This is a genomic window from Lentzea sp. NPDC051838, from assembly GCF_040681245.1.
Lineage (GTDB): Bacteria > Actinomycetota > Actinomycetes > Mycobacteriales > Pseudonocardiaceae > Lentzea.
Genome location: NZ_JBFAYI010000035.1, coordinates 65890 through 90548, shown reverse-complemented (window position 1 = coordinate 90548; position 24659 = coordinate 65890). Strand labels below are relative to the sequence as shown.

Here is a 24659-nt window from a genome sequence, read left to right as displayed (position 1 = left end):
CACGCTTTTCGTCGACTTGACCTCCCCTCCCCGGTGTGGCTCGCTCCGACGCGACTCGTGACGGGGGCCACCGGACCGCACCACCTACGCAACAGCAAGCCGCTCAAAGCAACAGGCGTGCCATCAACCCACCCACAGCGCTGGCCCTCTGATCAGATTGGCGGGGTTTGGGGCAGAGCTCCCAAGGGGAAGCACGCAACAGGAACACGCCCTACGCAAGCCGGGAACGGCACGGACTCGCAACAGGAACACGCCCAACGCAACCCGACCACCCACAAAGTCGCGCCCCGCAAGGCGACAGCCGCACGCAACAGGACCACCTACGGACACGAAACAGCCAGCCGCCGACGGAACAGGGAGACGGCAACGGCCACCGGAGCGCGCGGCAGACAGGCGGCCAACCACCCCCGATTAGCACCACCAACGCAGCCTCACCTACACTGGTCGGGTTGCCTCGGCGAGGGCGAGTCTTCCACGGCTCGGCGTGATCGACGCGGTGGCTTGATGCCGCGCGTGTTGACGTTATCCGCGCGCTGCTCGCCGCCGCAGGCCACCACCCCAAAGCTCGATCCAACGCCTGACAACTTGTGCACCGCCCCGACGTACAAGGCCAGACTTGTAAGGAGTACCCCACCGTGTCCGAGGTCCGTCTCGCCGCTGAGCAGCGCACCGAATTCGGCAAGGGCGCCGCCCGCCGTACCCGTCGCGCCGGCAAGATCCCCGCGGTGCTCTACGGCCACGGTTCCGACCCGAAGCACCTGGCCCTGCCGGCGCTCGAGTTCGCCCGTGTTGTCCGTGAGCACGGCCAGAACGCCGTCCTCACCCTCGCCCTCGACGGCGGGAGCGAGCTGGCGCTCACCAAGACCGTCACCACGCACCCCATCAAGAACTACATCGAGCACGTCGACCTGCTGCTCGTCCAGCGCGGCGAGAAGGTCAGCGTCGAGGTGCCGCTGGTCATCACCGGCGAGGCCGTCTCCGGCACGCTGGTGACGCAGGACCTCACCACCATCACGGTGGAGGTCGAGGCGCTGCACATCCCCGAGCAGATCGAGCTGTCCCTCGCGGGCGTCGCCGCCGGCACCCAGATCCACGCGAGCGACCTGACCCTGCCGGCCGGTGCCGTCCTGGTCACCGACGCCGAGGCCCTGGTCGTCGCCGTGAACGAGGCGCCGTCCGCCTCGCAGCTCGAGGGTGACGAGGCCGCTCCGGCCGAGGCCACCGAGGAAAGCTGAGCCCCATCACGTCGGGCCGGACCAACGGCGCGCCACCTCCTCACGAGGGGGGTGGCGCGCCGTCCGCATACCTGGGACCGGCCGAGCTGCGGGCCAAGACGTTCCGCCGCAAGCGTCAGGGCTACGACCCGGAGCAGGTGAACGAGTTCCTGCTGATCGTCGCCGACGCGCTGGCGGGCCGCATTCGCCTGAACCCGGACCACGTGCGGACCGTCAGGTTCGCCACGGTCCCGAACGGCTACGACCCGTTGAGCGTCGACGGCGTCCTGCACCTGCTGGAGTTCCAGGTCCGCAACGGCATCGTGCCGCCCACGGGCCTCGCGACCGGTGACGACCTGCACGCGCGCAAGCTGCCGAAGACCGGCACCGGATACGATCGCGCCGAAGTAGACGCGTTCGTCGCCCGCGCCGCGGCCAACCTGGACGGCCGGGGTGCGATGACCTCCACCGAGGTCCGCAACACCCGGTTCAGCACCACGTCCGGCCTGCTGGGCAAGGGCTACCAGGTGAAGGCCGTGGACGCGTTGCTGGACGACCTCGAGCAGGAGTTGCGGTTCCGTGGACGATGACCTCGCCCTGATCGTCGGCCTGGGCAACCCCGGCCCCAAGTACGAGGGCAACCGCCACAACATCGGCTTCCTGGTCCTCGACGAACTGGCCGCCCGCGTAGGCGGCAGGTTCAAGGCCCACAAGTCCGGCGCGGAGATCGTCGAGGGCCGTCTGTCCGGCCACCGAGTCGTCCTCGCCAAGCCCCGCAGCTTCATGAACCTCTCCGGCGGCCCGGTCTCGAGCGCCGCCAAGTTCTTCAAGCCGAGTTTGATCGTCGTGATCCACGACGAGCTGGACCTCCCGTTCGCCGCCATCCGCATGAAGCTCGGCGGCGGTGACAACGGCCACAACGGACTCCGCTCCATCACGAAGTCGTTGGGCACCAAGGACTACCACCGCGTCCGCTTCGGCGTCGACCGCCCGCCGGGCCGCCAGGACCCCGCCGACTACGTCCTGAAGGACTTCTCCACGGTCGAGCGCAAGCAGCTCGCGCTGGAGATCGACCGCGCCGCCGACGCGACCGAGGCGCTGGTCACCAAGGGCCTGGAAGCCGCCCAAAACGCCTTCCACTGAGCCGTAGGATCAAGGCATGAGCAACCGAAAGGGCCATGCCGCGTAAGCGCCTGACCGTCCTCGACGGGTTCAGCGACCGCTTCATCGCCGACATCGTGCGGCTGGAGTTCAGCCGCGGCTACCTGTGGCCGCTGCGGCAGCCCGCACGAGGCCCGCGAGATCCTCGGCTTCGTCGCGAGCGCCCTCCCCCGCAAGCGCGCGAGGGAGCTGCGCAAACGCCTCGACGAGCTCGACGACCTCTTCTAGGGTGATCGTCATGAGCAACCGAAAGGGCCATGCCGCGTAAGCGCCCCGACGTCATGCGAGGCCTCTCCGGCAGGCTCGTCGCAGACCTGGACCGCCTCGAACGCAGCCGCAACTACCTGTGGCACGGCGAAGTGAAGCGCGCCCTCGAAGACTGGGCCGCCTACCAGCGCTCCCCTGCCCGCAGGCTCTGGCTGGACGACCCGCCCGTCATGTGTTCGTGCGACGTCGATCCGGCTCACCTGCGCGAGCTCCTCGGCCACGTCGCCGACGCACTCCCGAGCAAGAGCGGGAGGGAGCTGCGCAAACGACTCCAAGAGCTCGATGCCGCGTAAGCCCGCGAGCGCCGTCCGCAGGGACATCCCTCCCCTGCCGGGCCGCGATGACGAGCTCAACGACGTCCGCGGGGTCTCGCCCAGGACTCGCCAGGACATCCGCAAGCTCGAACTCGCTCGATGGTCGCGGGGAGCAGTCCGCAGCTGTCTGCGGACGTGGCGCCTGGAGGCGTGCGGCCCGCCGTGTCGCCTGCAGCTCGAAGGCGAGTGCCGCGAGCCGTGGGACCACGACGACGGCCACTGGGAACGCGAGCAGCTGGAAGAGGTACTGCATCAGCTACCCGCGCGCGCCGCACGGGAGCTGCGGCGGCTGGTGGAGCGAATCGACAACCACCATCTGTCCGGGTGCCCTGGCTGGCGCGAGTGCCGGTGGGATCGCGCCGGCAAGAGAACCCGGACCCTGTGGCACTAGACCAGCGCGGCCGCCGCGGACCTCCGCAACTTGCCGGACGGCGTCTTCGGCAATGTCCCCGGCGGCTGCACCACGACGGCGAACGGCCGCAGACCCACGGCGTCCACGACCCGTGCGGTGACTTCCTTGACCAGTGTCTTCTCGGCCTCGGCGTCCCCGGCGAGCTTCGACTCCAGCACCACCGCGAACCGCTCCCGCTGCGTCCCCGCGTCCAGCCGCACGGCGACGGCGTTGCCCGCGCGCACACCGTCCACAGAGCAGGCCGCACGCTCCACATCGGTCGGATAGATGTTCCGCCCGCCCATGATGATGACGTCCTTGCGACGTCCGCAGACGACGACCTGGCCGTCCTCCACCAGATAACCGATGTCCCCAGTGGACAGCCAACCGGAGGCGTCCTGAGTGGCCAGTGGGCCGTTGACGGTCAGATATCCAGGCGTCACCGCATCGCCGCGGATCTGCAGCTCACCGACGTCCCGAACACCCAGAACCGAGCCCGAGTCGGACACCACCCGCAGCTCCAGGCCGGGCAACGGCGGCCCGAGCAACGGGAAGGCCCGACCGTCCGAAGCAGGAACGGCCCGCCGGTCCGCCTCCACGGCGTCCGCGTCCACGACATCCACGGACAAACCGGTGAACAAAGGCGCGAAAGCCACACCCAGAGTGGTCTCCGCCATCCCGTAGGCGGCCAGGATCGACTCCGGGCGCAGTCCGAACCGCGCCCCGGCGTCCACGAACGCCTGCACAGCCGCCGGATCGATCGGCTCGGCGCCGTTCAGCGCCAGCCGCATCGAGGACAGGTCGAAGGAGTCGGACGACGAAGCCAGCCGGCGAGCCACGATCGCGTAGGCGAAGTTCGGCGCCGCGGTGATCGTGCCGCGGTACCGGGTGATCAGGTCGGCCCACAAAGTCGGGCGCGACAAGAAGTCGACGGGAGTGACCTTCACCAATTCCAGGCCGAACAGCATGGGCACGGTCAGGAAGCCGACCATCCCCATGTCGTGGAACAAGGGCAGCCACGAAACCATGACGTCGGAGGAAGGATCGAGCGCGGCCGCGATCTGCATTCCGCGCGCGTTCGACATCAGGTTCCGGTGCGTGATGCGAACAGCTTTCGGATCGGCGGTCGATCCACTCGTCAACTGCAGCAGTGCCGTGGCATCCTCGGACGTGGGAACAGGAGCAGCGATCGGCTCCGCGTCGAGCTCGGAAAGCTTGCGGTAAGGGATTCCGTGCTGGTCCAGCACGGGCGCCAGGGCGTCGAAAGGGCTTCCGAGCAGGACCAGACGAGAGTCGATCATGGCGAGCACCCGCAGCGTGTCCTCGGCCCACTCGGCCAGGTCGGTGCGTGGTGTGGGTTGATGCAACATCGTGACGCTGCCACCACACAGCCATGCGGCCTGCACGGCTGGGGCGATCACGGCTGGTTCGGCGGCGAGCACGGCGATCGCGGTGCCCGGCGCCACGTCGAGCGCACCGGCCATCCGCCGGGCGCGTTCGTGCACCTCGGCCCAGGTTCGGCGGACGGGCGCGGCGGGTTCACCCGTCGTCATGCCCCTGTCCTGACCGCTCAAGGCCGTCGCCAGCATCACATCCACGAACTGACTCATGTTCGCGATCGTAGTGGCGCCGTTTGGTCCATCAGGACGAAACGTTATGCCACGCGAAACGCGATACTCCCCAGTACAGGTACGCAGGAGGAGGTCATTGGTGGATCGGGGCGGCCCCGGAGCGCAGCATCGTCTACCCGCGCATCCGGCACCTCTGCTGTCCGCGCAGGACGTGGCCCTGGTCGCGTTCCACCGTCCTCCCAAGGGCGCGCGCGGGTACGACGCGGCTGAGGTGGACGCATTTCTCGACCGGGTCGAGGACACCATGCGCAGCAGGGACATCCTCACGCGCGAGGACGTACTTAACGTGAAGTTCAGCACCGCGACCCGTGACCCGGGTTACGACGTGAACGAGGTCAACGTCTTCATGGAGCTGGTGGCCGACACGCTGCGGTCCACTCCGCAACGTCAGCAGGCCTCGGCACCCGCCCAGGGTGCGCACGCCACCTCGCAGGCGCTCAGACCCGCGGTGCGACTGTCTCCTGACGACGTCGGTGCCGTCCGCTTCCACAAGCCCAGACCGGGCACGCGCGGGTACCACGAGGGCCAGATCGACGCGTTCCTCGACCGCATCGAGGCCACCCTGCGCGGACAGGACAACCTGACGGCTCAGCAGGTTCAGGACGCGGTGTTCGGCGAGACCGCGCCCGGCACCTTCGGGTACGACGAGGAGGACGTCGACACGTTCCTCGACCTCGTGGTGCTCATGTTCGAGACCGCGCCGCCGCCTTCCAGGCCGGCGCCGCCCACGACGCAGCTGCCGCAGCAACAGCAGCGACCCCAGCAGCGCCGCCCACAACCGCCGCCACGGCCTCAGCAGCTGCCGCCGGTGCAGCAACCCGCGCAGCCCAAGGCCGTCGACGCTCCGAAGCTCACGGCCGCCGACATCCGCAACGTCGCGTTCCACCGTCCGCCCCGCGGCCGCCGCGGCTACCAGGAGTCCCAGGTGGACGCGTTCCTCGACCGCATCGAGGCGACGCTGCGCGGCCAGGACAACCTGACCTCCAAGGACATCCGCGACGTCAAGTTCTCCCGTCCGCTCATCGGACGGCGCGGCTACGACGAGAACGAGGTCGACAGCTTCCTCAGCCGGGTCGAGCAGCAGCTCTCCGGACCGGTGCGCAGCATGCCGACGGTCAAGTCGTGGAAGGACCTGCGCCAGCTGCGGATCCCGCAGGCGGCGGCCGGGCAGCGCGGCTACCGCACCGCACAGGTCGACAGGATGCTGGAGGAGATCGGCGTCGCGCTCGACGGCATGCTGGGCGCGACTTCCGAGGAAGTCCTCAAGGCGCGCTTCAGCTACGCCCTGCTCTCCGGCCAGGGCTACGACACGTCGTTCATCGACGAGCTGCTGCCGATGCTCGCGAACGAACTGCGCCGCCGGGGCCGTTAGCCCTCCACGACCTCAGCCGCGACCATCCACTGAGCCTCGACGTCGGCCTCCTCCGCCAGCACGGTGCGGAGCTCGGCGTCGAGCTTCAGCAGCCGGTCCGGGTCGGTCGCGGCCTCGGCCAAAGCGGCGTGCAGCTCGGCTTCCTTCTTGTGCAGCACCTCGAGGCGCCGCTCCAGCCGTGCCAGCTCCTTGCGGGCTGCACGCTGGTCGGCGGCGTTCGACGGCGCCTTGTCGGCCACCGGAGCCGCAGTTTCCCTGTCGCGCAACGAGTCGCGGCGCTTCAGGTACTCGTCGATCCCACCGGGCAGGTCGGTCAGCTTGCCGTCGCCGAACAACGCCACGACCTTGTCGCACACGCGCTCGACGAGGTACCGGTCGTGCGAGATCACCACGAGCGTGCCGGGCCACGAGTCGAGCAGATCTTCCAGCTGCTGCAACGTGTCGATGTCCAGGTCGTTCGTCGGCTCGTCGAGCAGCAGCACGTTCGGCTCGGCCATCAGCAACCGGCACAGCTGCAACCGCCGCCGCTCGCCACCGGACAGGTCCGACACCGGCGTCCACTGCTTCTGCGACGAGAACCCGAACCGCTCGCCCAGCTGCGACGCCGACATCTCGTACTTGCCCAGGACGACGCGCCGCGCGACCTCCTCGATCGCCTCCAGCACGCGCATCGACCCGTTGAGGTCGAGCAGCTCCTGCGAGAGGTGCGCGATCTTCACCGTCGCGCCCTGGATTCGTTTGCCCGACTCGGCTTCCCGCTCCCCCGCGAGCAACCTGAGCAGCGTCGTCTTGCCGGAACCGTTGACACCGACCAGACCGATCCGCTCGCCGGGACCGATGCGCCACGTCAGGTCGCGCACCAGCACTCGGTCCGGAATGGACAGTGTCGCGTCTTCGAGCTCGATCACCGTGCGGCCCAGGCGCTTCTTGGCGAACGCGAGCAGCTCGACGTTGTCCCGCACCGGAGGCACGTCCGCGATCAACGCCTCCGCGGCCTCGATCCGGTAGCGCGGCTTGGACGTGCGAGCGGGCGCGCCACGACGCAGCCACGCGAGCTCCTTGCGCGCCAGGTTCTGCCGCTTCTCCTCCGCCGCGTCCGCGAGCCGCTGCCGCTCGGCGCGCGCGAAGATCCAGTCGGCGTACCCGCCCTCGTACTGCTCGACCTTGCCCAGCACCACTTCCCACGTGCGGTTGCAGACCGTGTCGAGGAACCACCTGTCGTGCGTCACGACGACCAGAGCGCACTTGCGGGCCAGCAGGTGCTCCGCGAGCCACCGCACACCCTCGACGTCGAGGTGGTTCGTCGGCTCGTCCAGCACGAGCAACTCGAGATCCTGAATCAGCGCCGCCGCCAAAGCGACGCGCCGCCGCTCGCCACCGGACATCGTGGAGACCACGGAGTCCAGTCCCAGCGCCGTGATGCCCAGTCCGTCCAAAATGGACCGAACGCGCGCGTCCGACGCCCACTCGTGCTCCGCGTCGAACCCGAGCGGGTCGATCACCGCGTTGCGCACGGTCGAGCCCTCCGGCAGCTCGGTCCGCTGCGTCACCACCGCCATCCGCAGGTCGCGCGACCGCGACACCCGGCCGTCGTCCGCGGGTTCCACCCCGGCCAGCACCTCGAGCAGCGTCGTCTTGCCGCCGCCGTTCAGGCCGACGACGCCGATCCGGTCGCCCTCGTTGACGCCGAGCGACACGCCGTCGAGCAGCGGCCGGACGCCGAACGACTTCGACACGGACTCCAGGTTGACCAGGTTGGCCATCAAAACCTCACGACTTCAGAAGAAATGCCCTCCGAGAGGCTACCTACCAGGGCCAAACTCCCTGCTCACTAGGCTCCGAGACGAGCGGAACGATCGACCTGAGGGAGTGCACGGTGATCAAGGACGAGGCCACGCGGACCACGGTGCTGTGGCGGCCGACCGGCCCGGAGGAGCTGGAACTCCTCCGGCAGTCCGACTGGCAGGCTTGGCCACCCCGCCTCCCCGAGCAGCCGATCTTCTACCCCGTGCTGAACGAGGAGTACGCGATCAAGATCGCCCAGGAATGGAACGTGCCGCACCACGGAGTCGGCTACGTCACCCGTTTCCAGGTCGAGTCGGAGTTCCTTCAGCGTTATCCGGTCCAGCAGGCCGGCGGCAGCACCATCCTGGAGTTGTGGGTGCCGGCCGAAGAGCTCGACGAGTTCAACGCGCACATCGTCGGTCCGATCGAGGTCGTGCACGAGTTCCGCTGAGCGTGTTACGCGTGCACCTCTGGCGGAATGGGCTTCGGCTCCTCGGTGGTGATCACGCGCGCACCCGGCACCGGCCCGTGCGCCACCCGAACCGTCCGGCACACACCGGCACCGGCCAGCTCGGCGGCCACGCGGACGGCCGTGTCGCCGTCCTCGCACAGGAACGCCGTCGTCGGGCCAGAACCGGACACGATGCCGGCCAGCGCACCCGCGTCGACACCTGCCCGCAACGTGCGGCGCAGGTTCGGCCTCAACGACACGGCCGCGGCCTGCAGGTCGTTGCCCAGCAGCAGCGCGAGCTGGCGCGGGTCGCCTGAGGACAGTCCCTCCAGCACGGCCTCGACCGGGCCGACGCGCGGCGGATCTCCCTCAGCGCGCAGGCGATCCAGCTCGTCGAACACGTCCGGAGTGGACAGTCCACGACGGTCGAACGCCAGCACCCAGTGGAACTGGTGACGGCCCAGCACCGGCACGATCCGCTCGCCGCGGCCGGTACCGAGCGCCGTACCGCCGTACAAGGCGAAAGGCACGTCGGCGCCGAGCTTTCCGGCCAGCTCGGCCAGCTCGTCGCGACTGATCTCCAGCCGCCACAACGACGACAGGCCGACCAGAGTCGCCGCCGCGTCCGCACTGCCACCCGCCATGCCGCCCGCGACCGGGATGGCCTTGCGGATGACGACGCGCACCTTGGGGTCGTCCGGATCCTTGCCGGCGTGCGCCGCCAGCAGGCGAACCGCGCGCCACGCGAGGTTCGAGGCACCCGTGGGCACCTGGTCGGCGCCCTCGCCGTGGCACTCGACGCCGGGTTCGTCGGCCACCGCGACGGTGACCTCGTCGACCAGCGAGAGCGCCTGGAAGATGGTCACCAGGTCGTGGTAGCCGTCCGGGCGCACGTCACCGACGGCCAGGTGCAGGTTGACCTTGGCCGGGACGCGGACCGTGACCGGGGGTGGAACGACTGCGAGCACCATGTCAGCCTACGGGCGTTCCGGAGCCCTCGGTCACGGCCGCTCTCAAACCGGGATCACCGAGCCGTTGTAGGTCTGCTTGATGTAGTCCTTGACCTGCTGCGACCCGAGCAGCTCCGCCAGGTCGCGGATGCGCTTGTCGTCCTTGCGCTCAGTCCTGGTGACCAGACCGTTGGCGTTCGGGTTGCCCTCGGCCTTCTCCAGCGCGAGCGAGTCGGTGGCCGGCTTGAGGCCCGCGTCGATCGCGTAGTTGCCGTTGATCACCGACGCGTCGGTGTCCTCCAGCGAACGGGGCAGCTGAGCGGCCTCCAGCGGCACGAACTGCAGGTTCTTGGGGTTCTCCGCCACGTCGCGCACGGTCGGCTGGTCCACGGCCTTGAGCTTGATCAGGCCGTTCGCCTCCAGCAGCTTCAGGCCGCGCGCCTCGTTGGTGGCGTCGTTGGCCACCGCGATCTTGGCGCCGGACGGGATCTCGTCGAGCTTCTTGGCCTTCTTGGAGTAGAGGCCCAGCGGCTCGACGTGGACGGGCGCGACCCACTCGACCTTGGCGCCGGTCTCCTTGGTGAACGTCGCCAGGTACGGGACGGTCTGGAAGTAGTTGGCGTCCAGCGAGCCGTCGACCAGCGCGGTGTTCGGCTGCACGTAGTCGGTGAACTCGACGACCTCGATCTTCAGACCCTTCTGCGCGGCGAGGTTGTCGGCCACGTACTTGAGGATCTGCGCGTGCGGGACGGGCGAGACGCCGACCTTCAACGTGTCCGAAGAGGACGCGCTGCCGGACGAGCAAGCGGACAGAGCGGTCAAACTGGTCAAAGCAACCGCGATCAGGGCAGCACGAATACGCATTACGTTCCTTTTGAGAAATTACGAGTGGTTCAGACGGAGGCGTGCCGGCGCCGGTCGGACGCACGGGCGGCACGGGTGAAGCCGAGCTGGATCACCGTCGTGAGCACGGCGAGCCACGCCACGGTGCTCCACAGGATCCGGTCGTTGAAGCGCTGGTAGCCCTCGCGGATGGCCAGGTCGCCGAGGCCACCGCCGCCGATCACGCCCGCCATCGCGGAGTACCCGATCAGGGCGATCACGGTGACGCCGATGGCGTTGATCAGCGCGGGCAGCGACTCGCGGATCAGCACACTGCGCACGATCCGGAGCGTCGAGGCACCGGTCGTGACCGCGGCCTCGACCACGGTCACGTGCACCTCGGACAGGATGTTCTGGACGAGCCGCCCGACGAAGGGGATCGCGCCGACCGCCAACGGCACGATGACCGCTGTACTGCCGATGGATCCGCCGACGAGCAGGCGGGTGACCGACGTGAGCGCGACGAGCAGCACGATGAACGGCATCGAGCGACCCAGGTCGGTGATGAAGCCGAGAACGCGGTGCACCGCGGCGTTCGGCCGCAGCCCGCCCTTGGCGGTGAGCTGCAGCCAAACCCCGACCGGAATTCCGAAAGCTGTGGCGATCACGGTGGAGACGCCGACCATGTACAGCGTCTCCCCGGTGGCCTCGACGAGGTAGTTCACGACGTCGGGCCAGGGTGTTGCAGACTTCACGCAGCTACTCCCTGCGGCCCCTTCAGGGACCTCTGCACAGCGCCGCCGGCCTCGCCGATCCACTCCAGCGCGGAGTCGGACCGCTCGCCGTTCAGGCCGAGGCGGAACCGCGCGACCGGCGTCTCGCCCAGCCGCGTGAGGCCGCCACCGACGATGTTCAGCTCGACGCCGAACCGGTGCGACACCTCGGGCAGCAGCGCGCCGACCGCGGCGAACCCGACGAGCACGACGTCCGCGACGCGGTCGTAGGCGTTCTCGTTGATCGGGTTGAGGTCGACGGCGGGCAGCAACGCGCTGCTCGTGCGGCTGCCGGCGTCGCTGACCAGGCTGAGGACCTTGCCGTGCTCGACGACGCGGCCCTGCTCCAGCACGGCGACGTCATCGCAGATCTTCCGGACCACACCCATGTCGTGCGTGACGACGAGCACGGTCACACCCAGCTCAGCGCGCGCACGGTCGAGCACGGTCAGCACGGAACCGGTGGTCTCCGGGTCCAGGGCGGACGTGGGCTCGTCGGCGAGCAGCACGGACGGGTTCGCGGCGAGTGCGCGCGCCACGGCGATGCGCTGACGCTGCCCGCCGGACAGCTGGTCGGGGTAGGAGGCGGCCTTGTCGGTCAGGCCGACGAGGTCCAGCAGCTCGCCCACACGGGTGCGGCGCTGCGGTCCGGGAACGCCGGCGCTCTCGAGCGGGAGGGCGATGTTACCCGCCGCGGTGCGCTGCCTGAGCAGCGAATCTCCCTGCGGCACAACGCCGATCTGCCTGCGGGCGGCCCTCAGAGCCGATCCGTCGAGGCTGGTGATGTCCGTGCCGTCGACGCGGATCGCACCCGAGTCGGGCCGCTCCAGCAGCGCGACGCACCGGGCGAGCGTCGACTTGCCGGCCCCGCTCGGGCCGACCACGCCGAGCACGGTGCCCGCCTCGACGTCGAGGGTCACGCCGTTGAGGGCGTTGACACCCTGGAAGGACTTGGTGAGGTTTTCGACAGTGATCACTTCTGCTCCACGGCTGCGCGCGACGGCACACACGCCTCTTGGGCTGTGCGCGGTCGAAGTTTCTGCTCAGGTGTGTGCGCCACTCTTCGTGCGAGTGCGCGTCAAAGGACTGTGAAAAGGCGCCTTAGACGAGGTGGCGACGACATGCAGAAGCGGTGCGGCGGCACTGGTCGACGACTCGCCGGCGCGTGAGCATTCGCGTGGTACCCATGTGATCCTCCATCGGTCCTGGCGTTAGCACCTGCCCGCATCCAGCGGGTGGTTGCTGCGACGTCGTAGAGCCAGGTCTCTCAGTCGCTCCGGATGGCAAGTAGCAGTCAACCGGACGCACGTTCGGTTGCGCAAGCCAGATTCGGATTCGTTCGACAGATCACACTGTTGGCCGAAGGATCCCCGGCCTAGACCTCCGCGATCCGGATGAAGTCGATCACGCTCAGCTGCTCGCCCCTGGCCTGCGGGTCGATGCCGGCCTTCTCGAGCAGCTCGTCGACGTTGACCTGGTTGGTCGTGGCCCATCCCTTGAGGGCTGCCCTCAACGTCTTCCGGCGCTGCGCGAAGGCCGCGTCGACGATCTGGAAGAGACGGGTCTTGTCCACTGTGGAGAGTGGCTTTTCGTGGCGGTGGAACCAGACCAGGCCGCTGTCCACGTTGGGAGCGGGCCAGAAGACGTTCCTGCCGACCGGGCCCGCCTTCTTCGCGTCGGCGTACCAGGCGAGCTTCACGCTGGGGACGCCGTAGATCTTGCTGCCCGGCTTCGCGGCCATCCTGTCCGCCACCTCGGCCTGGACCATGACCAGACCCTTGTCGAGCGTCGGGAGCTCGTGGAGGAGGTGCAGCACCACCGGAACCGCGACGTTGTACGGGAGGTTCGCGACGATCGCGGTCGGCTGGACCGGGAGATCGTCCTGGGTGACCTTCATGGCGTCTTTGAGGACCACGTGCAGCTTGGCCGCGTTCTCCGGGTCCATCTCCTGCGCCGTCCGCGGCAGCCGTTGCGCGAGCGGTGGGTCGATCTCCACGGCTACGACCTGCTTGGCGTTGGGGAGCAGGGCCAGCGTGAGGGAGCCCAGGCCCGGGCCCACTTCCAGGACGACGTCGTCCTCGGTGAGGTCGGCCGCGGCGACGATCTTGCGGACCGTGTTGGGGTCGTGCACGAAGTTCTGGCCCAGTTTCTTGGTGGGACGGATGCCCAGCTCTTCGGCCAGTTTTCGCACTTCGGAGGGTCCCAGCAGGCTCACTTGAGCATTCTCGCAGGTGAGGTTGGGAGCGGTGGGCTTGGGCCGGAGGGCGGGTGCCGCACGCATGTCCCGCCCTCCGGCTGTGGCGTCACCAGGTGGCTGGATCTCCCCTCGGGACACGACTCACGCGATCCGCGCGTGGGTCGTGGAGGCTCTGGGTTGACCGTAGTTCGAGGGTGGGCTGGGTTCAGCTCGTGGTCTGGACCGAAACCGGGCTTGGCCGACAACGACAGGCCAGCACCCGCCACCGCGCCCTCTGGCGTTGCATTGGCGGGTGCTTGACCCCAGACACGACGAAGGCCGCCCCTGGCGAACCAGGAGCGGCCTCATCGAGCAGTGCGAGTGGGAGTGCCGGTTACGGCAGGCCCAGCTTGGCGCGGCAGCCCGGCCACGCGCCGTAGGTGCCGCCCGCGCGGTCGCGGAGCTTGGTGGCGATGGCGATCTGCTGCTCGCGGGTCGCCTGGTGCGGGAGCTGGGCGTAGACGGTGCCGCCGTTCGAGGCCCAGGTGCTGGCCGAGAACTGGAGGCCGCCGTAGTAGCCGTTGCCCGTGTTGATGTCCCAGCGGCCGCCTGCCTCGCAGCCGGCGAGGCGGTCCCAGACCGCGCCGTCGGGCAGCGGCTTGGTGCCTACGGTGACCTTCTTGGGCTTCGGCTCCTTGGTGACCTTGCCGCCGATCTTCTCGCGGCTGATCTCCTTGCCGTTCTTGACCGTCACGCGGTAGGTGGCGATCTGCTCGCCGGCCTCGCCCGGGTCGGTGACCTTCTGCTCGCCCGCGTTCATGTTCGGGTCGTTGGTCTTCTCGACCGGCGGGGCGACCGGCTCGTTCACGTTGATGACCGTGACGCCGGTGCGGGAGATGTAGACCTCGGCGCCGGTGGCCAGCTTCACGTCGGTGCCGGAGGCGACCGCGTCCTCGGGGCCGAGCGAGAGGTTCTCGTTCTTCAGCAGCTCGTCGACCGTGACGGCGGTGGTCTGGACTTCGCGGACCGGGTTCGCGCCGTCGAAGAGCTTGATGTTCTTGCGGGTCTTGACCTCGACGTTCATGCCCTCGAGCGGCACGTCCTGCGAGGAAGGTGCCGAGAACCAGGCGCCCTCGACGGGGACGCCCATCTGCTTGGCGGCTTCCTCGACGGTGACCGAGCGGACCCAGTCCTCCTTGGCCTGGCCGTCGATGCTCATCTTCACGAGGCGGCCGCGGTCGAGGGTGATCTTGCCGCCGTCGGAGATCGGCGTGTTCAGCGAAGGCGACAGCGCGTCGTGCTCGCCGACGACGATGCCTTCCTCGGCCAGGACCTCGCCGACGGTGCCCTCGTAGGAGTGGACGGTCTGCTGTGCACCGTCCACGTCGACCGTGAGGGACTTGTCCATCGCCATGGCGGTCACGCCGCCACCGGAGATCGAAACGAGGATCGCGGCGACCGCGCCCTTGAGGAAGCGGCGCTTCCAGTTCGTGACGGTCTGGACGAGGACCTGCGGGTCCTTCTTCTCCTCTTCCTCCGACGGGAGGACGAGGGGCGGCATGATCGTCGTCTCGGCGTTGATGAGACGGATCAGCTCGTCGACGTCGACGTTCGCCGTGGCGAGGAGCTCGTCGGCGTCCGGGCCCAGCACCTCGAGCACGTCCGCGGGCGAGATGCTCAGCGCACCGGCGGGAAAGCTCGGGTGGGGGTCAACGACACCGACTGCGGTGTTCCCGACCGGCGTGAACCAGTCGGTGTCCTCGTTGAAGTCGTACGGAGCGGCAGTTCTGTCGCTTCCAGACACAGGGTCGATACCTCCATTGCGGAAGCTTGGAGGCCACCGCACAGTTGGCGCTGCAAAGATCATTCGAGGGTTGAGCTCGAAGGTTCCCGGCAACTCCTCCTACGTGGTCTCGCTTCTTCGCGCTTCTGGCTTCGGTCCCGCCCCGACTGCGGGCGTGCTCCGAACCGACAAGGTCGGCTCAGGTGGCACGGTCACGGGACAGTAACGGGGTCGCGGACGTTGCGCAAACACCCCCGCCAATGTTGTGACCTCAGTCACCCCATGGGGGTAGGAACCCTTTGCTCCGTTCGTCTTACATCGCATCTCAGTAGCCAAGTCCGAACACTCGTTGAGCATTACGGGTGACTGCGGCGCAGAGTTCAGAAAGATCTTCGTCACGGAGCGTGGCCAAATCCCGAACTGTGTAATTCACACAATAGGGTTCGTTTGGACGGCCACGGTACGGATGCGGCGTCAGGAACGGCGCGTCCGTCTCCACCAGAAGCTGATCTTGCGGCACCAACTGAGCCGCTTCCCGCAGCGCGCGGGCGTTCTTGAACGTCACCGGGCCCGCGAACGACAGCACGTACCCCGCGTCGACGCACCGCCGGGCGAAGTCCGCGTCGCCGGAGAAGCAGTGGAACACCACAGTGGACGGTGCACCCTCGGAGTCGAGAACCTTCAGGATGTCCTCGTGGGCATCGCGGTCGTGGATCATCAACGGCTTCCCGACGCGCTTGGAAAGGTCAATGTGCCAACGGAAAGCCTCGTGCTGGGCGGCCGGCGGCGAGTAGTCCCAGTAGTAGTCGAGACCCGTCTCGCCGATCGCCACGACGCGATCGAAACCAGCCAACCGCTCCAGTTCGGCCTTCTCGACCTCACCGAACGAAGAGGTGCGCGTCGGGTGCACGGCCACCGCCGCGTAGACCCGCGAGTCCCAAGTGGACGCCTCGGCAGCCCACTGGGCAGCCTTCAAGTCATCCGCGACGGTGATCACGTGCGAGACCCCGGCGGCCTCGGCCCGGTCGAGGATCTCCGCCACACCGGCCGGATCTGTGGCTCCACACGCGTCGAGATGCGTGTGGGCGTCGACCGCCGGCACCGGAAGAGCTTCCGGCACCGGCGGTCGTTCCCGCTTCTCAGCAGCCACTAGTCGGTGACGATCGGAGCCCACTCGGGCCCGGTCTCGCCCAGCTTCGAGTCGAGCTTCGCGAACAACGGCGACGGCTTCTGCAGCGGACGGCCGACCTCGAGCGGCGTCGACTCCCACTTCGCCTGTTCACCGGCGTAGTCACCGGTCAGCACCGGGTACGAGCGCTCGGGGATGTCCAGGTCGGTGACCTCGGTCATCTCCGGCTGCGCGGCCCACACGCCCGTGCCACCCAGCGCCTCGTGCACCTTCTGCGCCGAGTGCGGCAGGAACGGCGTCATCAGCGTGTTCGCGTCCTGCACGACCTGAAGAGCCGTGTGCAGCACCGAGTCGCGCCGGTCCGGGTCGTCCTTGAGCTTCCACGGCTCCTGGTCCGACAGGTACTTGTTCGCCGCCTGGATGACCCGCATGGCCTCGCCGGACGCCTGCTTGAACCGCGAGCGGCGCAGGTGCGCGCCGACCGTGTCGAACGCCGCCTTCGACTGCCGCAGCAGCTCGTGGTCGGCATCCGTCAACGCCGTGGCCTTCGGGATCGCGCCGACGTTCTTGTGCGCCATCGAGATCGAGCGGTTGACCAGGTTGCCCCACTCGTTCGCCAGCTCGAAGTTCGTCCGCCGGACGAACTCCTCCCAGGTGAAGTCCGTGTCCTGGTTCTCGGGACCCGCGACGGAGATGAAGTACCGCAGCGCGTCCGGCCCGAACTCCTTCAGGAAGTCGCCGACGTAGATCACGGTGCCGCGCGACGTCGAGAACTTCGAGCCGCTCATCGTCAGGTACTCCGACGACACGACCTCGGTCGGCAGGTTCAGCGTGCCGAACCGGCCGGGCTCGCCGCCCTTGTCGCCCGCGCCGTTCTGCCCGAGCAGCAGCGACGGCCAGATCAGCGAGTGGAAGACGATGTTGTCCTTGCCCATGAAGTAGTAGCCCTGGGCGTCACCCGTCCAGAACTCCTTCCAGGCGTCGTCGTTCCCGCTGCGCCGCGCCCACTCGACCGACGCGCTCAGGTACCCGATCACGGCGTCGAACCACACGTAGAACCGCTTCATCGGCAGGTCGCTCCACCCGTCGAGCGGGATCGGCACACCCCAGTCGAGGTCGCGGGTGATCGCGCGCGGCCGCAGGTCCTTGATCAGGTTCTGCGAGAACTTCAGCACGTTCGGGCGCCAGTCCGTGCGCGTGCCCATCCAGCTGCCCAGCGAGTCGATGAACGCGGACAGGTCGAGGAACAGGTGCTCGGTCTCGACGAACTTCGGCGTCTCGCCGTTGATCCGCGAGCGCGGGTTGATCAGGTCGATCGGGTCGAGCTGGTTGCCGCAGTTGTCGCACTGGTCACCACGCGCGGCGCCGTACCCGCAGATCGGGCAGGTGCCCTCGATGTAGCGGTCGGGCAGCGTCCTGCCGGTCGACGGGCTGATCGCGCCCATCTCCGTCTTGGGGACGACGTAGCCGTTCTTCCACAGCGCGGAGAACAGGTCCTGCACCACCTGGTAGTGGTTGCCGGTGGTGGTGCGGGTGAAGAGGTCGTAGGAGAGCCCGAGGCCCTGCAGGTCGCCGGCGATGACGCGGTTGTACTTGTCGGCGAGCTCGCGGGCGGTGAGCCCTTCCTTCTCGGCCTGCACCTGGATGGGCGTGCCGTGCTCGTCCGTGCCGCTGACCATGAGCACCCGGTTCCCCGACATGCGCATGTAGCGGGAGAACACGTCGGAAGGGACACCGAAACCGGAGACATGACCGATGTGCCGGGGGCCATTGGCGTAAGGCCAGGCCACCGCGGTCAGTACGGAGGCACTCATACGCATAGCCTACGGAGGCCGTGCCACCGGCTTTCCACTGCATAGGAGGACTGTTGTCTGCGACCCGGATGCTCGTCCTCGGCGTCGTGAAGCTCGTCGGCGAGGCACACGGTTACGTGGTGCGCCGCGAGCTGAAGTCGTGGTCGGCGGACAAGTGGGCGAACGTGCAGCCCGGCTCGATCTACCACGCGCTGAAGACGCTGGCCAAGGACGGCCTCCTGGAGCCCGTGGGCGTCGCGGAGTCCGAGGAGGGCCCCGCCCGCACGACCTACCGGATCACCGAGGCCGGCGAACGCGAGCTGCAGGACCTGCTCGGCAACGCGCTCGCCGACGCAACGGCCGCGCCCGACGTGCTCTCCGCGGGCGTCGCGATGATCAACCTCGTCCCGCGCAAGCAGGCGATCGTGTTCCTCAAGAACCGGCTGGCGGGTCTCGAAGGGCAGCTCGCGCCGACGAAGCACGGCATCACCTCGATGCCCGAGATGGGCAAGCCCCAGCACGTCAGCGAGCTGTTTCGACTCTGGCTCGTCCACCTCGAAGGCCAGGTGCGCTGGACTCAGGAGCTGATCGAACGCCTAGAGGCCGGCGAGTACGCGCTTAAGGACTAGTCAAACTTGATTAGCTCCCGCTAGCCTCTAGTCAAAGTTGACTAGAGGGGATTCAGTCATGATCAAGGCACGCGGCCTCGCGCGCCGGTTCACGACGAAGTTCGGCCCTGTCGAGGCAGTTCGAGGGGTCGACATCGACGTTGCCGAGGGGGAGCTCGTCGGGTTCCTGGGCCCGAACGGCGCCGGCAAGTCCACGACGTTGCGCATGCTCACGACGTTGCTGCAGCCCACGGCGGGCGAGGCGATCATCGCCGGGCACGACCTGCTGACCGACCCGGCGGGCGTGCGCCGCAACATCGGGTACGTCGGGCAGAAGAACGGCGCGGGCGCCGACCAGCGCGTCGCCGACGAGCTGGAGTTCCAGGCCCGCTTCTACGGCCTCGGCAAGCACGACGCGCGCAAGAAGGTCGCCGATCTGCTCGAACGGTTCGAGCTCACCGGCTTGGAGAAGCGCGGCGTCATCACGCTCTCCGGTGGCCAGCAACGCAGGCTCGACATCGCGATGGGCCTGCTGCACGACCCGCGGCTGCTGTTCCTGGACGAGCCGTCGACCGCGCTCGACCCGCAGAGCCGCCGCAACCTGTGGGACCACATCAAGCAGCTCAAGGCAGACGGCGTCACGGTCTTCCTGACCACGCACTACCTCGACGAGGCCGACTTCCTCAGCGACCGGCTGATCGTGATCGACCACGGCCTGGTCGTGGGCGAGGGCTCACCGGACGACCTGAAGAACCGCGTCTCGGGCGACCTGGTCGTGCTCGGCACCCCGCAGGCCTCGGTCGTCGCGACGAAGTTCGAGAACGCGGTCGTGGACGGCGAGAAGGTCAGCTTCCGCATCCCGAACGGCGACCGCGCGCTGCCGACGTTGCTGCGCGATCTCGACCAGATCGGCGTCGACCTCCACTCCGTCCAGGTTCACCGGCCGACGTTGGACGACGTGTTCCTGACCATGACCGGCCGTTCACTCCGGGAGGAGAGCAATGCTGCGTGACACCTGGCTCGTCTTCGCCCGCGTGATGCTGCCGGTGGTGCGCAACCCCGTCGCGGTGATCTTCGGGCTGTCCCAGCCGTTGCTCTACCTGGGCCTGTTCGGGCCGCTGCTCGGCGACACCGGCTGGCAGTGGTTCGTACCCGGCCTGCTGGTGCAGATGGCGTTGTTCGGCACGGCCTACGCGGGTTTCTCGCTGTTGCCCGAGGTGCGGACGGGCGTGATGGAACGGCTGCGGGTCACCCCGGTCAGCCGGATCGCGCTGCTCGTCGGCAGGGTCGGCAAGGACGTCGTGCTGCTGGTCGTGCAGGGCCTGCTGATCGTGCTGGCCGCGATGCTCTTCGGGTTCCGCGCGTCACCGGGCGAGATCCTGCTCGGGCTCGGGCTGGTGGCGCTGCTCGGCGTCGCAATCGGGTCCGCGTCGTACGCGATCGCGTTGAAGGTGAAGCTGGAGTACGTCTTCGCGTCGGTGCTGTCGTCGACCATCGTGCCGTTGATGCTGCTCTCGGGCGTGCTGCTGCCGATGTCCAACGGGCCGCAGTGGCTCTACTGGTTGTCTCGGGTCAACCCGTTGGCGCACGTCGTGGACGCCGAGCGGTCGATCTTCAACACCGGTTCGCTGCTGTTCGGCCTGATCTCGGTGGCCGGGCTGGTGCTGGTCGGCGTCTTCTACGGCGTCCGAACCTTCAACCGCGAGTCAGCTTGACTTGATCGCGGCGTCGTAGAGGGTCTTCTTGCTGACTCCGGCCGCCTCCGCGACCTCGGCGGCGGCCGACTTCATCCGTTCCCCGTCGGCGACGCGCTGCTTGACCTCGGCGACCAGGGTGTCCAGGTCGGGTTTGTCCTGCGCGGGGGCCGGACCGAGAACGACGGTGATCTCGCCGCGTGCGCCTTCCACGGCCCACTCGGCGAGCTCCGCCAACGTCCCGCGCACGACCTCTTCGTACTTCTTCGTCAGCTCGCGGCAGACGGCGGCGTTCCGATCGGGTCCGAGCACCTCCACGGCGTCCGCGAGCGTGTCCGCGAGCCGGTGGGGTGCCTCGAAGAAGACGACCGTGCGCTGTTCCGTGGCCAACGGCGCGAACCAGCGCTTGCGCTCGCCGGACTTGCGCGGCGGGAAGCCGTCGAACGCGAACCTGTCGCTCGGCAGCCCGGACACGGCCAGCGCGGTGGTCACGGCCGACGGACCCGGCAGGCACGTGACCTTGACGTCCTGCTCGACACACGCGGCCACCAACCGGTAACCGGGATCGGACACGGACGGCATCCCGGCATCGGTCACGAGCAGCACGGTCTCGCCGTTGTGCAGCGACTCGAGCAGCCCCGGCAGCCTCGACGTCTCCACCTGGTCGTAGAAGCTGATCACCCGTCCGGACGGTTTGACCTGCAACGCGGCCGCGAGACTGTGCAGCCTTCTGGTGTCCTCCGCGGCGATCACATCGGCTGTCTCCAACGCCTCGACCAGGCGCGGGGAAGCGTCGCGGATGTCGCCGAGCGGGGTGGCTGCCAGGACCAGACGGCCTGAACCGGATACAGGACTCACATGCTTCACCCTACGATCGGCGGCGTGACAGTCCTCGTGCAGCCAGGAGAGGCGCCCGTCGTCGTCGAGGAGCCACGCACGGATCGTGCGGCGGCGCTCGACCCGCCTCCGTCCGGAGACCGCCTCCGCGGCTGGCTCATGACGATCGTCGTGACGCTGATCGGCGCCGTCGTCCGGTTCTGGAACCTCGGGTATCCGACCGACAAGGGCACGCCGATCTTCGACGAGAAGCACTACGTGCCGCAGACGGCACAGGTGCTCCGCAACGGCGGCTACGAGGACAACCCCGGCTACGAGCTGATCGTCCACCCGCCGCTCGCCAAGCAGCTGATGTCGATCGGCCAGGAGCTCTTCGGCTACGACGGCATCGGCTGGCGGTTCGCGTCGGCGTTGGCAGGCGCGATCACGATCCTGCTGATCGTCCGGATCGCCCGCCGCCTGACCCGCTCGGACCTGCTGGGCGCGCTGGCCGGCGTGCTGCTCATCGCGGACGGCGTCTCGCACGTCCAGTCACGGATGGGCATGCTCGACATCTTCCTGGCGCTGTTCGTCGTGTGTGCGTTCGGCTGTCTGGTCGTGGACCGCGAACAGGTCCGCGAACGACTCGCGGTGGCCGTGCGCGAGGGGTTCGTGGGCAACTCGGCGTTCGGGCCGTGGCTTGGCTTCCGCTGGTGGCGCTTCGGCGCGGGCGTCTCGCTCGGTCTGGCGTGCGGCATCAAGTGGTCCGGCATCTGGTACATCGGCGCGTTCGGGCTGCTGACGGTCGTCTGGACCGCTCTGGCGCGCCGTGCGGCCGGTGTCGAGGAGCCGTGGCTCGGCGCGATCGCGAAGGACGTCCTGCCGTCGCTCGGCGCCCTCATCGCGATCCCCGTGCTGGTCTACGTCGCGACGTGGTTCCCGTGGATGGCCAGCGAGACCGGCATCGACCGGCACATCGTCGGCACCAAGGTCAAGGACGTCCCGTGGATCCCGGACGTCCTGCAATCGTTGTGGTACAACGCGAAGACCGTCTACAAGTTCCACGTCGAGCTGGTCACCTCGGCGACCAACCGGCACCCGTGGGAGTCGAAGCCGTGGACGTGGCCGATGGGCCTGCGTCCGATGCTCTACTACTACGAGGGCAGCGTCACGGGCTGCGGCGCGGCGTCGTGCGTCGGCGCGATCATGCTGATCGGCACGCCCGCGATGTGGTGGCTCGCGTTCCCCGTGATCGGCTGGGCGGTCTTCCGCTCGGTCGGCAGGATGGACTGGCGCTACGCCGGCGTGCTCGTCGCGTACATGGCCGGGCTGCTGCCGTGGTTCCTGAACCTCGACCGGCAGATGTACTTCTTCTACACCACGCCGATGGCACCGTTCCTGGTGCTGCTGATCGTGCTGGCGCTGGGCGAGATCCTGGGACGGTCCGCCGCAGGTTCCGAACGCCGCGGCACGGGTCTGCTCGTGGTGGCGCTGTACGTCGGGCTCGTGGTGGCGAACTTCGTGTGGCTGTGGCCGATCCTCAACGGCGTGCCGATCACGCCCGAGATGTGGCAGCAGGAGCTGTGGCTGCCTAGCTGGCGCTGATCTCCAGGGCTCTTTCTTTGGTCAGGTCGCCTTCGAGTCGCATGGTGACCTGACCTCGTTGCCAGAGCAGGGTCTGCCCGGCGCCTCGGGGTTCTTCGTCGTGCCACTGGCCGTTGCGGTCGATGTAGAAGAACACGTGCGGGTACGGGATCCAGATCTTGTCGCCGATCTGCTCGACGCCCTCACCGTTGATCAGCTTGCCGATGGTCGACTGGATGGTGCCGTCGAACTGGTCGAGCCTCAGGTCGCCGTAGTAGAGGGTGACGAACCGTCCTTCGTGGACAGTGATCTTGTCCGGCGTGCCGAGTTGCCGCGGCAGGTGGATCTCGAACGGCATCTGCTTCTTCGCCTCGTCGAGCGAGACCTCCTGGCTGGGCAACGGGGGTGCCGTGGTCGCCGGCGGCTCGTCGACGAACTCGACGCCCGCGAACTCCAGGAGGTGCTGCACGCCCGCGCGCACCGCCGGGGACACCGCGAAGGCGATCGCGAACGCGGTGGCCGCTGCTACTAGTGCGGTGAGCCAACGGTTTCTGCGGTTCGGCGCGTTGATCCTGGTGAGGACCTGGTGCGTGACGTCCGGCGGTTCCGGCACGTGGATGCGGTGGCCGAGGTCGCGGAGGGCGGCCTCGAGGTCGCTATCGCTCATGGGCCACCTCCTCCAGCATCGGGCGCAGCTTGGCGAGCGCGCGGGACAGCCTCGACTTCACCGTTCCCTTGGCCAGGCCCAGGGTCTGCGCGGTCTCGGCCTCGCTCAGGTCGAGCAGGTACCGGCACGTGACGACCTGCCGGTCGTGGTCGGGCAGGCTCTGCACGGCCTGCAGCAGCTTGGCCCGCGAGTCGTCGACCAACGTGCCTGGGTCGTCGTGGTCGACGGTCTCGGTGATGGCGGCCATCTTGAGCTCCATCAGGTTGCGGCGCCGCCGGCCGCGATGGAGGTTCTTGGTCTCGTTGGCGACGATCTTCAGCAGCCACGGCTTGAAGTCGGCCTGGAGTTTGAAGGTGTCGAGCTTCCGGTACGCCTTCACGAACGCCTCCTGCACCACGTCCCCGGCGTCCGCACCCGCCCCGAGCAGGTAGGCCGTCCGGTGCGCGAGCGCGGTGTACCGGGTGACCAGCTCGCCGTAGGCCGCCTGGTCACCTGCGATCGCCCGTGCCACCGCGTCGTCCGTGATGCCCTTCCTACACCGGGAACCGCGCTTCGGTTCCCGGTGTATCAGCGTCATGAGAATTCTGGCCTTGATCTGCGCTTTCCTGCTCCTCGGAGCACCTTCTGCTCACGCGGGCGGCTGGGCGGTCACGTACCTGGACCCGGTGCCGTCGATCCAGACCTCCGTCACCCACACCGTCGGCTACTGGGTGCTGCAGCACGGCACCCATCCGTACTCCGGAGACCTGGGTAAGACCGGTCTGCGCTTCAAGTCCGGCGCGGACTCTCGGGAGTTCGTCGGCGTCGCTCTGGGTCAACCCGCGCACTACGCCGTGACGTTCACGCTGCCCGCCGGTTCGTACGAGGTCTTCGGCGTGCAGGGGATGTTCCAGGAGCATCCGCTCGGGACGCTGACCGTGCCGGGCACGTTCCAGATCAAGCCGCCGGACCCGCAGATGGTCCAGGGGGCACCCGAGGGCCCGTGGAAGGAGATCGCGCCACCACTGGCGAAACCCGCCGTTGCCCCGGCCGCGGCGGTGGTGCCTGCTCCGGAACCTGACTCGCCCGCGCCGGTGTGGCTCGTCGGGCTCGTGGTGGTGGCAGCAGCAGGTCTGTTCGTGGTGCTGCGCAAGAAGTTGCGACCTGCTGCGCGAAGGTGAAGTGGAGAGGCGATCGGCGGAAACCGCCTCTCCACTCCTCGCGAGGCATCCCTGCGATGCCGAGGCTTTCCGGGTGAACCACGACCTAGGTCGTTGAACGGTGAATCACCGTTACGGA

Annotated in this window: 26 protein-coding genes and 1 riboswitch; of the genes, 12 read left to right on the top strand and 14 right to left on the bottom strand. The window is 68.3% G+C overall.

Features of this window, described 5'->3' with window-relative positions; all coding sequences use genetic code 11:
• Window positions 1–635: 635 nt before the first annotated feature.
• From AB0M24_RS41510 to pth, 3 genes are read left to right on the top strand one after another with little or no spacing between them, the layout of a single operon-like run.
• Window positions 636–1235: a 50S ribosomal protein L25/general stress protein Ctc gene (locus AB0M24_RS41510; RefSeq protein WP_363779494.1), complete on the top strand. Its 600-nt coding sequence runs from the start codon at window positions 636–638 to the stop codon at window positions 1233–1235.
• Between the two features lie 5 nt (window positions 1236–1240).
• Entirely contained in the window at window positions 1241–1804 is a 564-nt protein-coding gene (locus tag AB0M24_RS41505) for a DivIVA domain-containing protein (protein ID WP_363779502.1), read from the top strand.
• Window positions 1794–2357, top strand: a complete 564-nt coding sequence (gene pth / locus AB0M24_RS41500; RefSeq protein ID WP_363779492.1) for an aminoacyl-tRNA hydrolase — start codon at window positions 1794–1796, stop codon at window positions 2355–2357. Before AB0M24_RS41505 ends, pth begins: the two co-directional genes overlap by 11 nt.
• A gap of 108 nt (window positions 2358–2465) precedes the next feature.
• Here pth and AB0M24_RS41495 read toward each other — a convergent pair whose 3' ends face one another.
• Complete coding sequence (locus AB0M24_RS41495) at window positions 2466–2615, bottom strand: hypothetical protein (RefSeq protein ID WP_363779490.1); 150 nt, start codon at window positions 2613–2615, stop codon at window positions 2466–2468.
• Between the two features lie 17 nt (window positions 2616–2632).
• Between AB0M24_RS41495 and AB0M24_RS41490 the strand changes: the two genes are divergently transcribed.
• Together AB0M24_RS41490 and AB0M24_RS41485 are read left to right on the top strand one after the other, a co-directional pair.
• Entirely contained in the window at window positions 2633–2935 is a 303-nt protein-coding gene (locus tag AB0M24_RS41490; protein ID WP_363779488.1) for a hypothetical protein, read from the top strand.
• A complete protein-coding gene (locus AB0M24_RS41485; protein ID WP_363779486.1) occupies window positions 2925–3347 on the top strand; it encodes a hypothetical protein in 423 nt (140 codons plus the stop codon). Before AB0M24_RS41490 ends, AB0M24_RS41485 begins: the two co-directional genes overlap by 11 nt.
• On the opposite strand, the gene AB0M24_RS41480 is transcribed toward AB0M24_RS41485, so the two are convergent.
• A complete protein-coding gene (locus AB0M24_RS41480; RefSeq protein WP_363779484.1) occupies window positions 3344–4957 on the bottom strand; it encodes a fatty acyl-AMP ligase in 1614 nt (537 codons plus the stop codon). The genes AB0M24_RS41485 and AB0M24_RS41480 overlap by 4 nt on opposite strands.
• 100 nt (window positions 4958–5057) lie before the next feature.
• Between AB0M24_RS41480 and AB0M24_RS41475 the strand changes: the two genes are divergently transcribed.
• On the top strand, window positions 5058–6350 hold the full coding sequence (locus AB0M24_RS41475) for a DivIVA domain-containing protein (RefSeq protein WP_363779482.1): 1293 nt from the start codon (window positions 5058–5060) through the stop codon (window positions 6348–6350).
• Here AB0M24_RS41475 and AB0M24_RS41470 read toward each other — a convergent pair.
• Window positions 6347–8113 carry an ABC-F family ATP-binding cassette domain-containing protein gene (locus AB0M24_RS41470; protein WP_363779480.1) on the bottom strand — a complete coding sequence of 589 codons (1767 nt, stop codon included), beginning with the start codon at window positions 8111–8113 and terminating at the stop codon, window positions 6347–6349. The genes AB0M24_RS41475 and AB0M24_RS41470 overlap by 4 nt on opposite strands.
• A gap of 113 nt (window positions 8114–8226) precedes the next feature.
• Here AB0M24_RS41470 and AB0M24_RS41465 point away from each other — a divergent pair, with 113 nt between their 5' ends.
• The gene (locus tag AB0M24_RS41465; RefSeq protein WP_363779478.1) at window positions 8227–8586 is read left to right on the top strand and encodes a hypothetical protein; all 360 of its coding nucleotides are present in this window, start codon (window positions 8227–8229) and stop codon (window positions 8584–8586) included.
• Window positions 8587–8591: 5 nt separating this feature from the next.
• On the opposite strand, the gene AB0M24_RS41460 is transcribed toward AB0M24_RS41465, so the two are convergent.
• The 8 genes from AB0M24_RS41460 to metG all read right to left on the bottom strand — a co-directional run bounded on the left by AB0M24_RS41460 (window position 8592) and on the right by metG (window position 18033).
• Window positions 8592–9557 (bottom strand): 4-(cytidine 5'-diphospho)-2-C-methyl-D-erythritol kinase, encoded by a 966-nt coding sequence (locus AB0M24_RS41460; RefSeq protein ID WP_363779476.1) that lies wholly within the window; start codon window positions 9555–9557, stop codon window positions 8592–8594.
• Between the two features lie 42 nt (window positions 9558–9599).
• The gene (locus AB0M24_RS41455; protein ID WP_363779474.1) at window positions 9600–10400 is read right to left on the bottom strand and encodes a MetQ/NlpA family ABC transporter substrate-binding protein; all 801 of its coding nucleotides are present in this window, start codon (window positions 10398–10400) and stop codon (window positions 9600–9602) included.
• Between the two features lie 29 nt (window positions 10401–10429).
• Window positions 10430–11113, bottom strand: coding sequence for a methionine ABC transporter permease (locus AB0M24_RS41450; protein WP_363779472.1), 684 nt, complete (start codon window positions 11111–11113; stop codon window positions 10430–10432).
• Window positions 11110–12108: a methionine ABC transporter ATP-binding protein gene (locus tag AB0M24_RS41445; protein WP_363779470.1), complete on the bottom strand. Its 999-nt coding sequence runs from the start codon at window positions 12106–12108 to the stop codon at window positions 11110–11112. The genes AB0M24_RS41450 and AB0M24_RS41445 overlap by 4 nt, the downstream gene beginning before the upstream one ends.
• Window positions 12109–12324: 216 nt before the next feature.
• A riboswitch (SAM riboswitch) is annotated at window positions 12325–12418 on the bottom strand.
• 88 nt (window positions 12419–12506) lie between these two features.
• Window positions 12507–13340 (bottom strand): 16S rRNA (adenine(1518)-N(6)/adenine(1519)-N(6))-dimethyltransferase RsmA, encoded by an 834-nt coding sequence (rsmA, locus tag AB0M24_RS41440; protein WP_363779500.1) that lies wholly within the window; start codon window positions 13338–13340, stop codon window positions 12507–12509.
• Between the two features lie 361 nt (window positions 13341–13701).
• Entirely contained in the window at window positions 13702–15111 is a 1410-nt protein-coding gene (locus AB0M24_RS41435) for a transglycosylase family protein (protein ID WP_363779468.1), read from the bottom strand.
• Between the two features lie 304 nt (window positions 15112–15415).
• On the bottom strand, window positions 15416–16240 hold the full coding sequence (locus tag AB0M24_RS41430; RefSeq protein WP_363779466.1) for a TatD family hydrolase: 825 nt from the start codon (window positions 16238–16240) through the stop codon (window positions 15416–15418).
• On the bottom strand, window positions 16240–18033 hold the full coding sequence (gene metG, locus AB0M24_RS41425) for a methionine--tRNA ligase (protein WP_363779464.1): 1794 nt from the start codon (window positions 18031–18033) through the stop codon (window positions 16240–16242). The genes AB0M24_RS41430 and metG overlap by 1 nt, the downstream gene beginning before the upstream one ends.
• Before the next feature lie 53 nt (window positions 18034–18086).
• On the opposite strand from metG, the gene AB0M24_RS41420 reads away from it, so the two are divergent.
• Genes AB0M24_RS41420 through AB0M24_RS41410 form a run of 3 tightly spaced genes read left to right on the top strand, consistent with a single transcriptional unit; the run spans window position 18087 to window position 20335 of the window.
• Window positions 18087–18641: a PadR family transcriptional regulator gene (locus AB0M24_RS41420; RefSeq protein ID WP_363779462.1), complete on the top strand. Its 555-nt coding sequence runs from the start codon at window positions 18087–18089 to the stop codon at window positions 18639–18641.
• Between the two features lie 58 nt (window positions 18642–18699).
• Window positions 18700–19632, top strand: coding sequence for an ATP-binding cassette domain-containing protein (locus AB0M24_RS41415; protein ID WP_363779460.1), 933 nt, complete (start codon window positions 18700–18702; stop codon window positions 19630–19632).
• A complete protein-coding gene (locus AB0M24_RS41410; protein WP_363779458.1) occupies window positions 19622–20335 on the top strand; it encodes an ABC transporter permease in 714 nt (237 codons plus the stop codon). Before AB0M24_RS41415 ends, AB0M24_RS41410 begins: the two co-directional genes overlap by 11 nt.
• On the opposite strand, the gene rsmI is transcribed toward AB0M24_RS41410, so the two are convergent.
• Entirely contained in the window at window positions 20327–21172 is an 846-nt protein-coding gene (gene rsmI / locus AB0M24_RS41405; RefSeq protein ID WP_363779456.1) for a 16S rRNA (cytidine(1402)-2'-O)-methyltransferase, read from the bottom strand. The two genes, AB0M24_RS41410 and rsmI, sit on opposite strands and share 9 nt — an antisense overlap.
• On the opposite strand from rsmI, the gene AB0M24_RS41400 reads away from it, so the two are divergent.
• A complete protein-coding gene (locus AB0M24_RS41400; RefSeq protein ID WP_363779454.1) occupies window positions 21173–22735 on the top strand; it encodes a phospholipid carrier-dependent glycosyltransferase in 1563 nt (520 codons plus the stop codon). It begins immediately after the preceding gene.
• Here AB0M24_RS41400 and AB0M24_RS41395 read toward each other — a convergent pair.
• Window positions 22722–23381 (bottom strand): hypothetical protein, encoded by a 660-nt coding sequence (locus AB0M24_RS41395; RefSeq protein ID WP_363779452.1) that lies wholly within the window; start codon window positions 23379–23381, stop codon window positions 22722–22724. The two genes, AB0M24_RS41400 and AB0M24_RS41395, sit on opposite strands and share 14 nt — an antisense overlap.
• Window positions 23371–23958, bottom strand: coding sequence for an RNA polymerase sigma factor (locus AB0M24_RS41390; RefSeq protein ID WP_363779450.1), 588 nt, complete (start codon window positions 23956–23958; stop codon window positions 23371–23373). The genes AB0M24_RS41395 and AB0M24_RS41390 overlap by 11 nt, the downstream gene beginning before the upstream one ends.
• Here AB0M24_RS41390 and AB0M24_RS41385 point away from each other — a divergent pair.
• Window positions 23957–24541, top strand: a complete 585-nt coding sequence (locus AB0M24_RS41385) for a hypothetical protein (protein ID WP_363779448.1) — start codon at window positions 23957–23959, stop codon at window positions 24539–24541. The two genes, AB0M24_RS41390 and AB0M24_RS41385, sit on opposite strands and share 2 nt — an antisense overlap.
• Window positions 24542–24659 lie beyond the last annotated feature (118 nt).

Coding starts and splice junctions, on each gene's coding strand:
- AB0M24_RS41490 (WP_363779488.1), top strand. CDS start 2,633: ATGCCGCGTAAGCGCCCCGACGTCATGCGAGGCCTCTCCGGCAGGCTC.
- AB0M24_RS41495 (WP_363779490.1), bottom strand. CDS start 2,615: ATGACGATCACCCTAGAAGAGGTCGTCGAGCTCGTCGAGGCGTTTGCG.
- AB0M24_RS41480 (WP_363779484.1), bottom strand. CDS start 4,957: ATGAGTCAGTTCGTGGATGTGATGCTGGCGACGGCCTTGAGCGGTCAG.
- AB0M24_RS41385 (WP_363779448.1), top strand. CDS start 23,957: ATGAGAATTCTGGCCTTGATCTGCGCTTTCCTGCTCCTCGGAGCACCT.
- AB0M24_RS41455 (WP_363779474.1), bottom strand. CDS start 10,400: ATGCGTATTCGTGCTGCCCTGATCGCGGTTGCTTTGACCAGTTTGACC.
- AB0M24_RS41390 (WP_363779450.1), bottom strand. CDS start 23,958: ATGACGCTGATACACCGGGAACCGAAGCGCGGTTCCCGGTGTAGGAAG.
- AB0M24_RS41400 (WP_363779454.1), top strand. CDS start 21,173: ATGCTTCACCCTACGATCGGCGGCGTGACAGTCCTCGTGCAGCCAGGA.
- AB0M24_RS41415 (WP_363779460.1), top strand. CDS start 18,700: ATGATCAAGGCACGCGGCCTCGCGCGCCGGTTCACGACGAAGTTCGGC.
- AB0M24_RS41410 (WP_363779458.1), top strand. CDS start 19,622: ATGCTGCGTGACACCTGGCTCGTCTTCGCCCGCGTGATGCTGCCGGTG.
- metG (WP_363779464.1), bottom strand. CDS start 18,033: ATGAGTGCCTCCGTACTGACCGCGGTGGCCTGGCCTTACGCCAATGGC.
- AB0M24_RS41485 (WP_363779486.1), top strand. CDS start 2,925: ATGCCGCGTAAGCCCGCGAGCGCCGTCCGCAGGGACATCCCTCCCCTG.
- AB0M24_RS41395 (WP_363779452.1), bottom strand. CDS start 23,381: ATGAGCGATAGCGACCTCGAGGCCGCCCTCCGCGACCTCGGCCACCGC.
- AB0M24_RS41470 (WP_363779480.1), bottom strand. CDS start 8,113: ATGGCCAACCTGGTCAACCTGGAGTCCGTGTCGAAGTCGTTCGGCGTC.
- AB0M24_RS41460 (WP_363779476.1), bottom strand. CDS start 9,557: ATGGTGCTCGCAGTCGTTCCACCCCCGGTCACGGTCCGCGTCCCGGCC.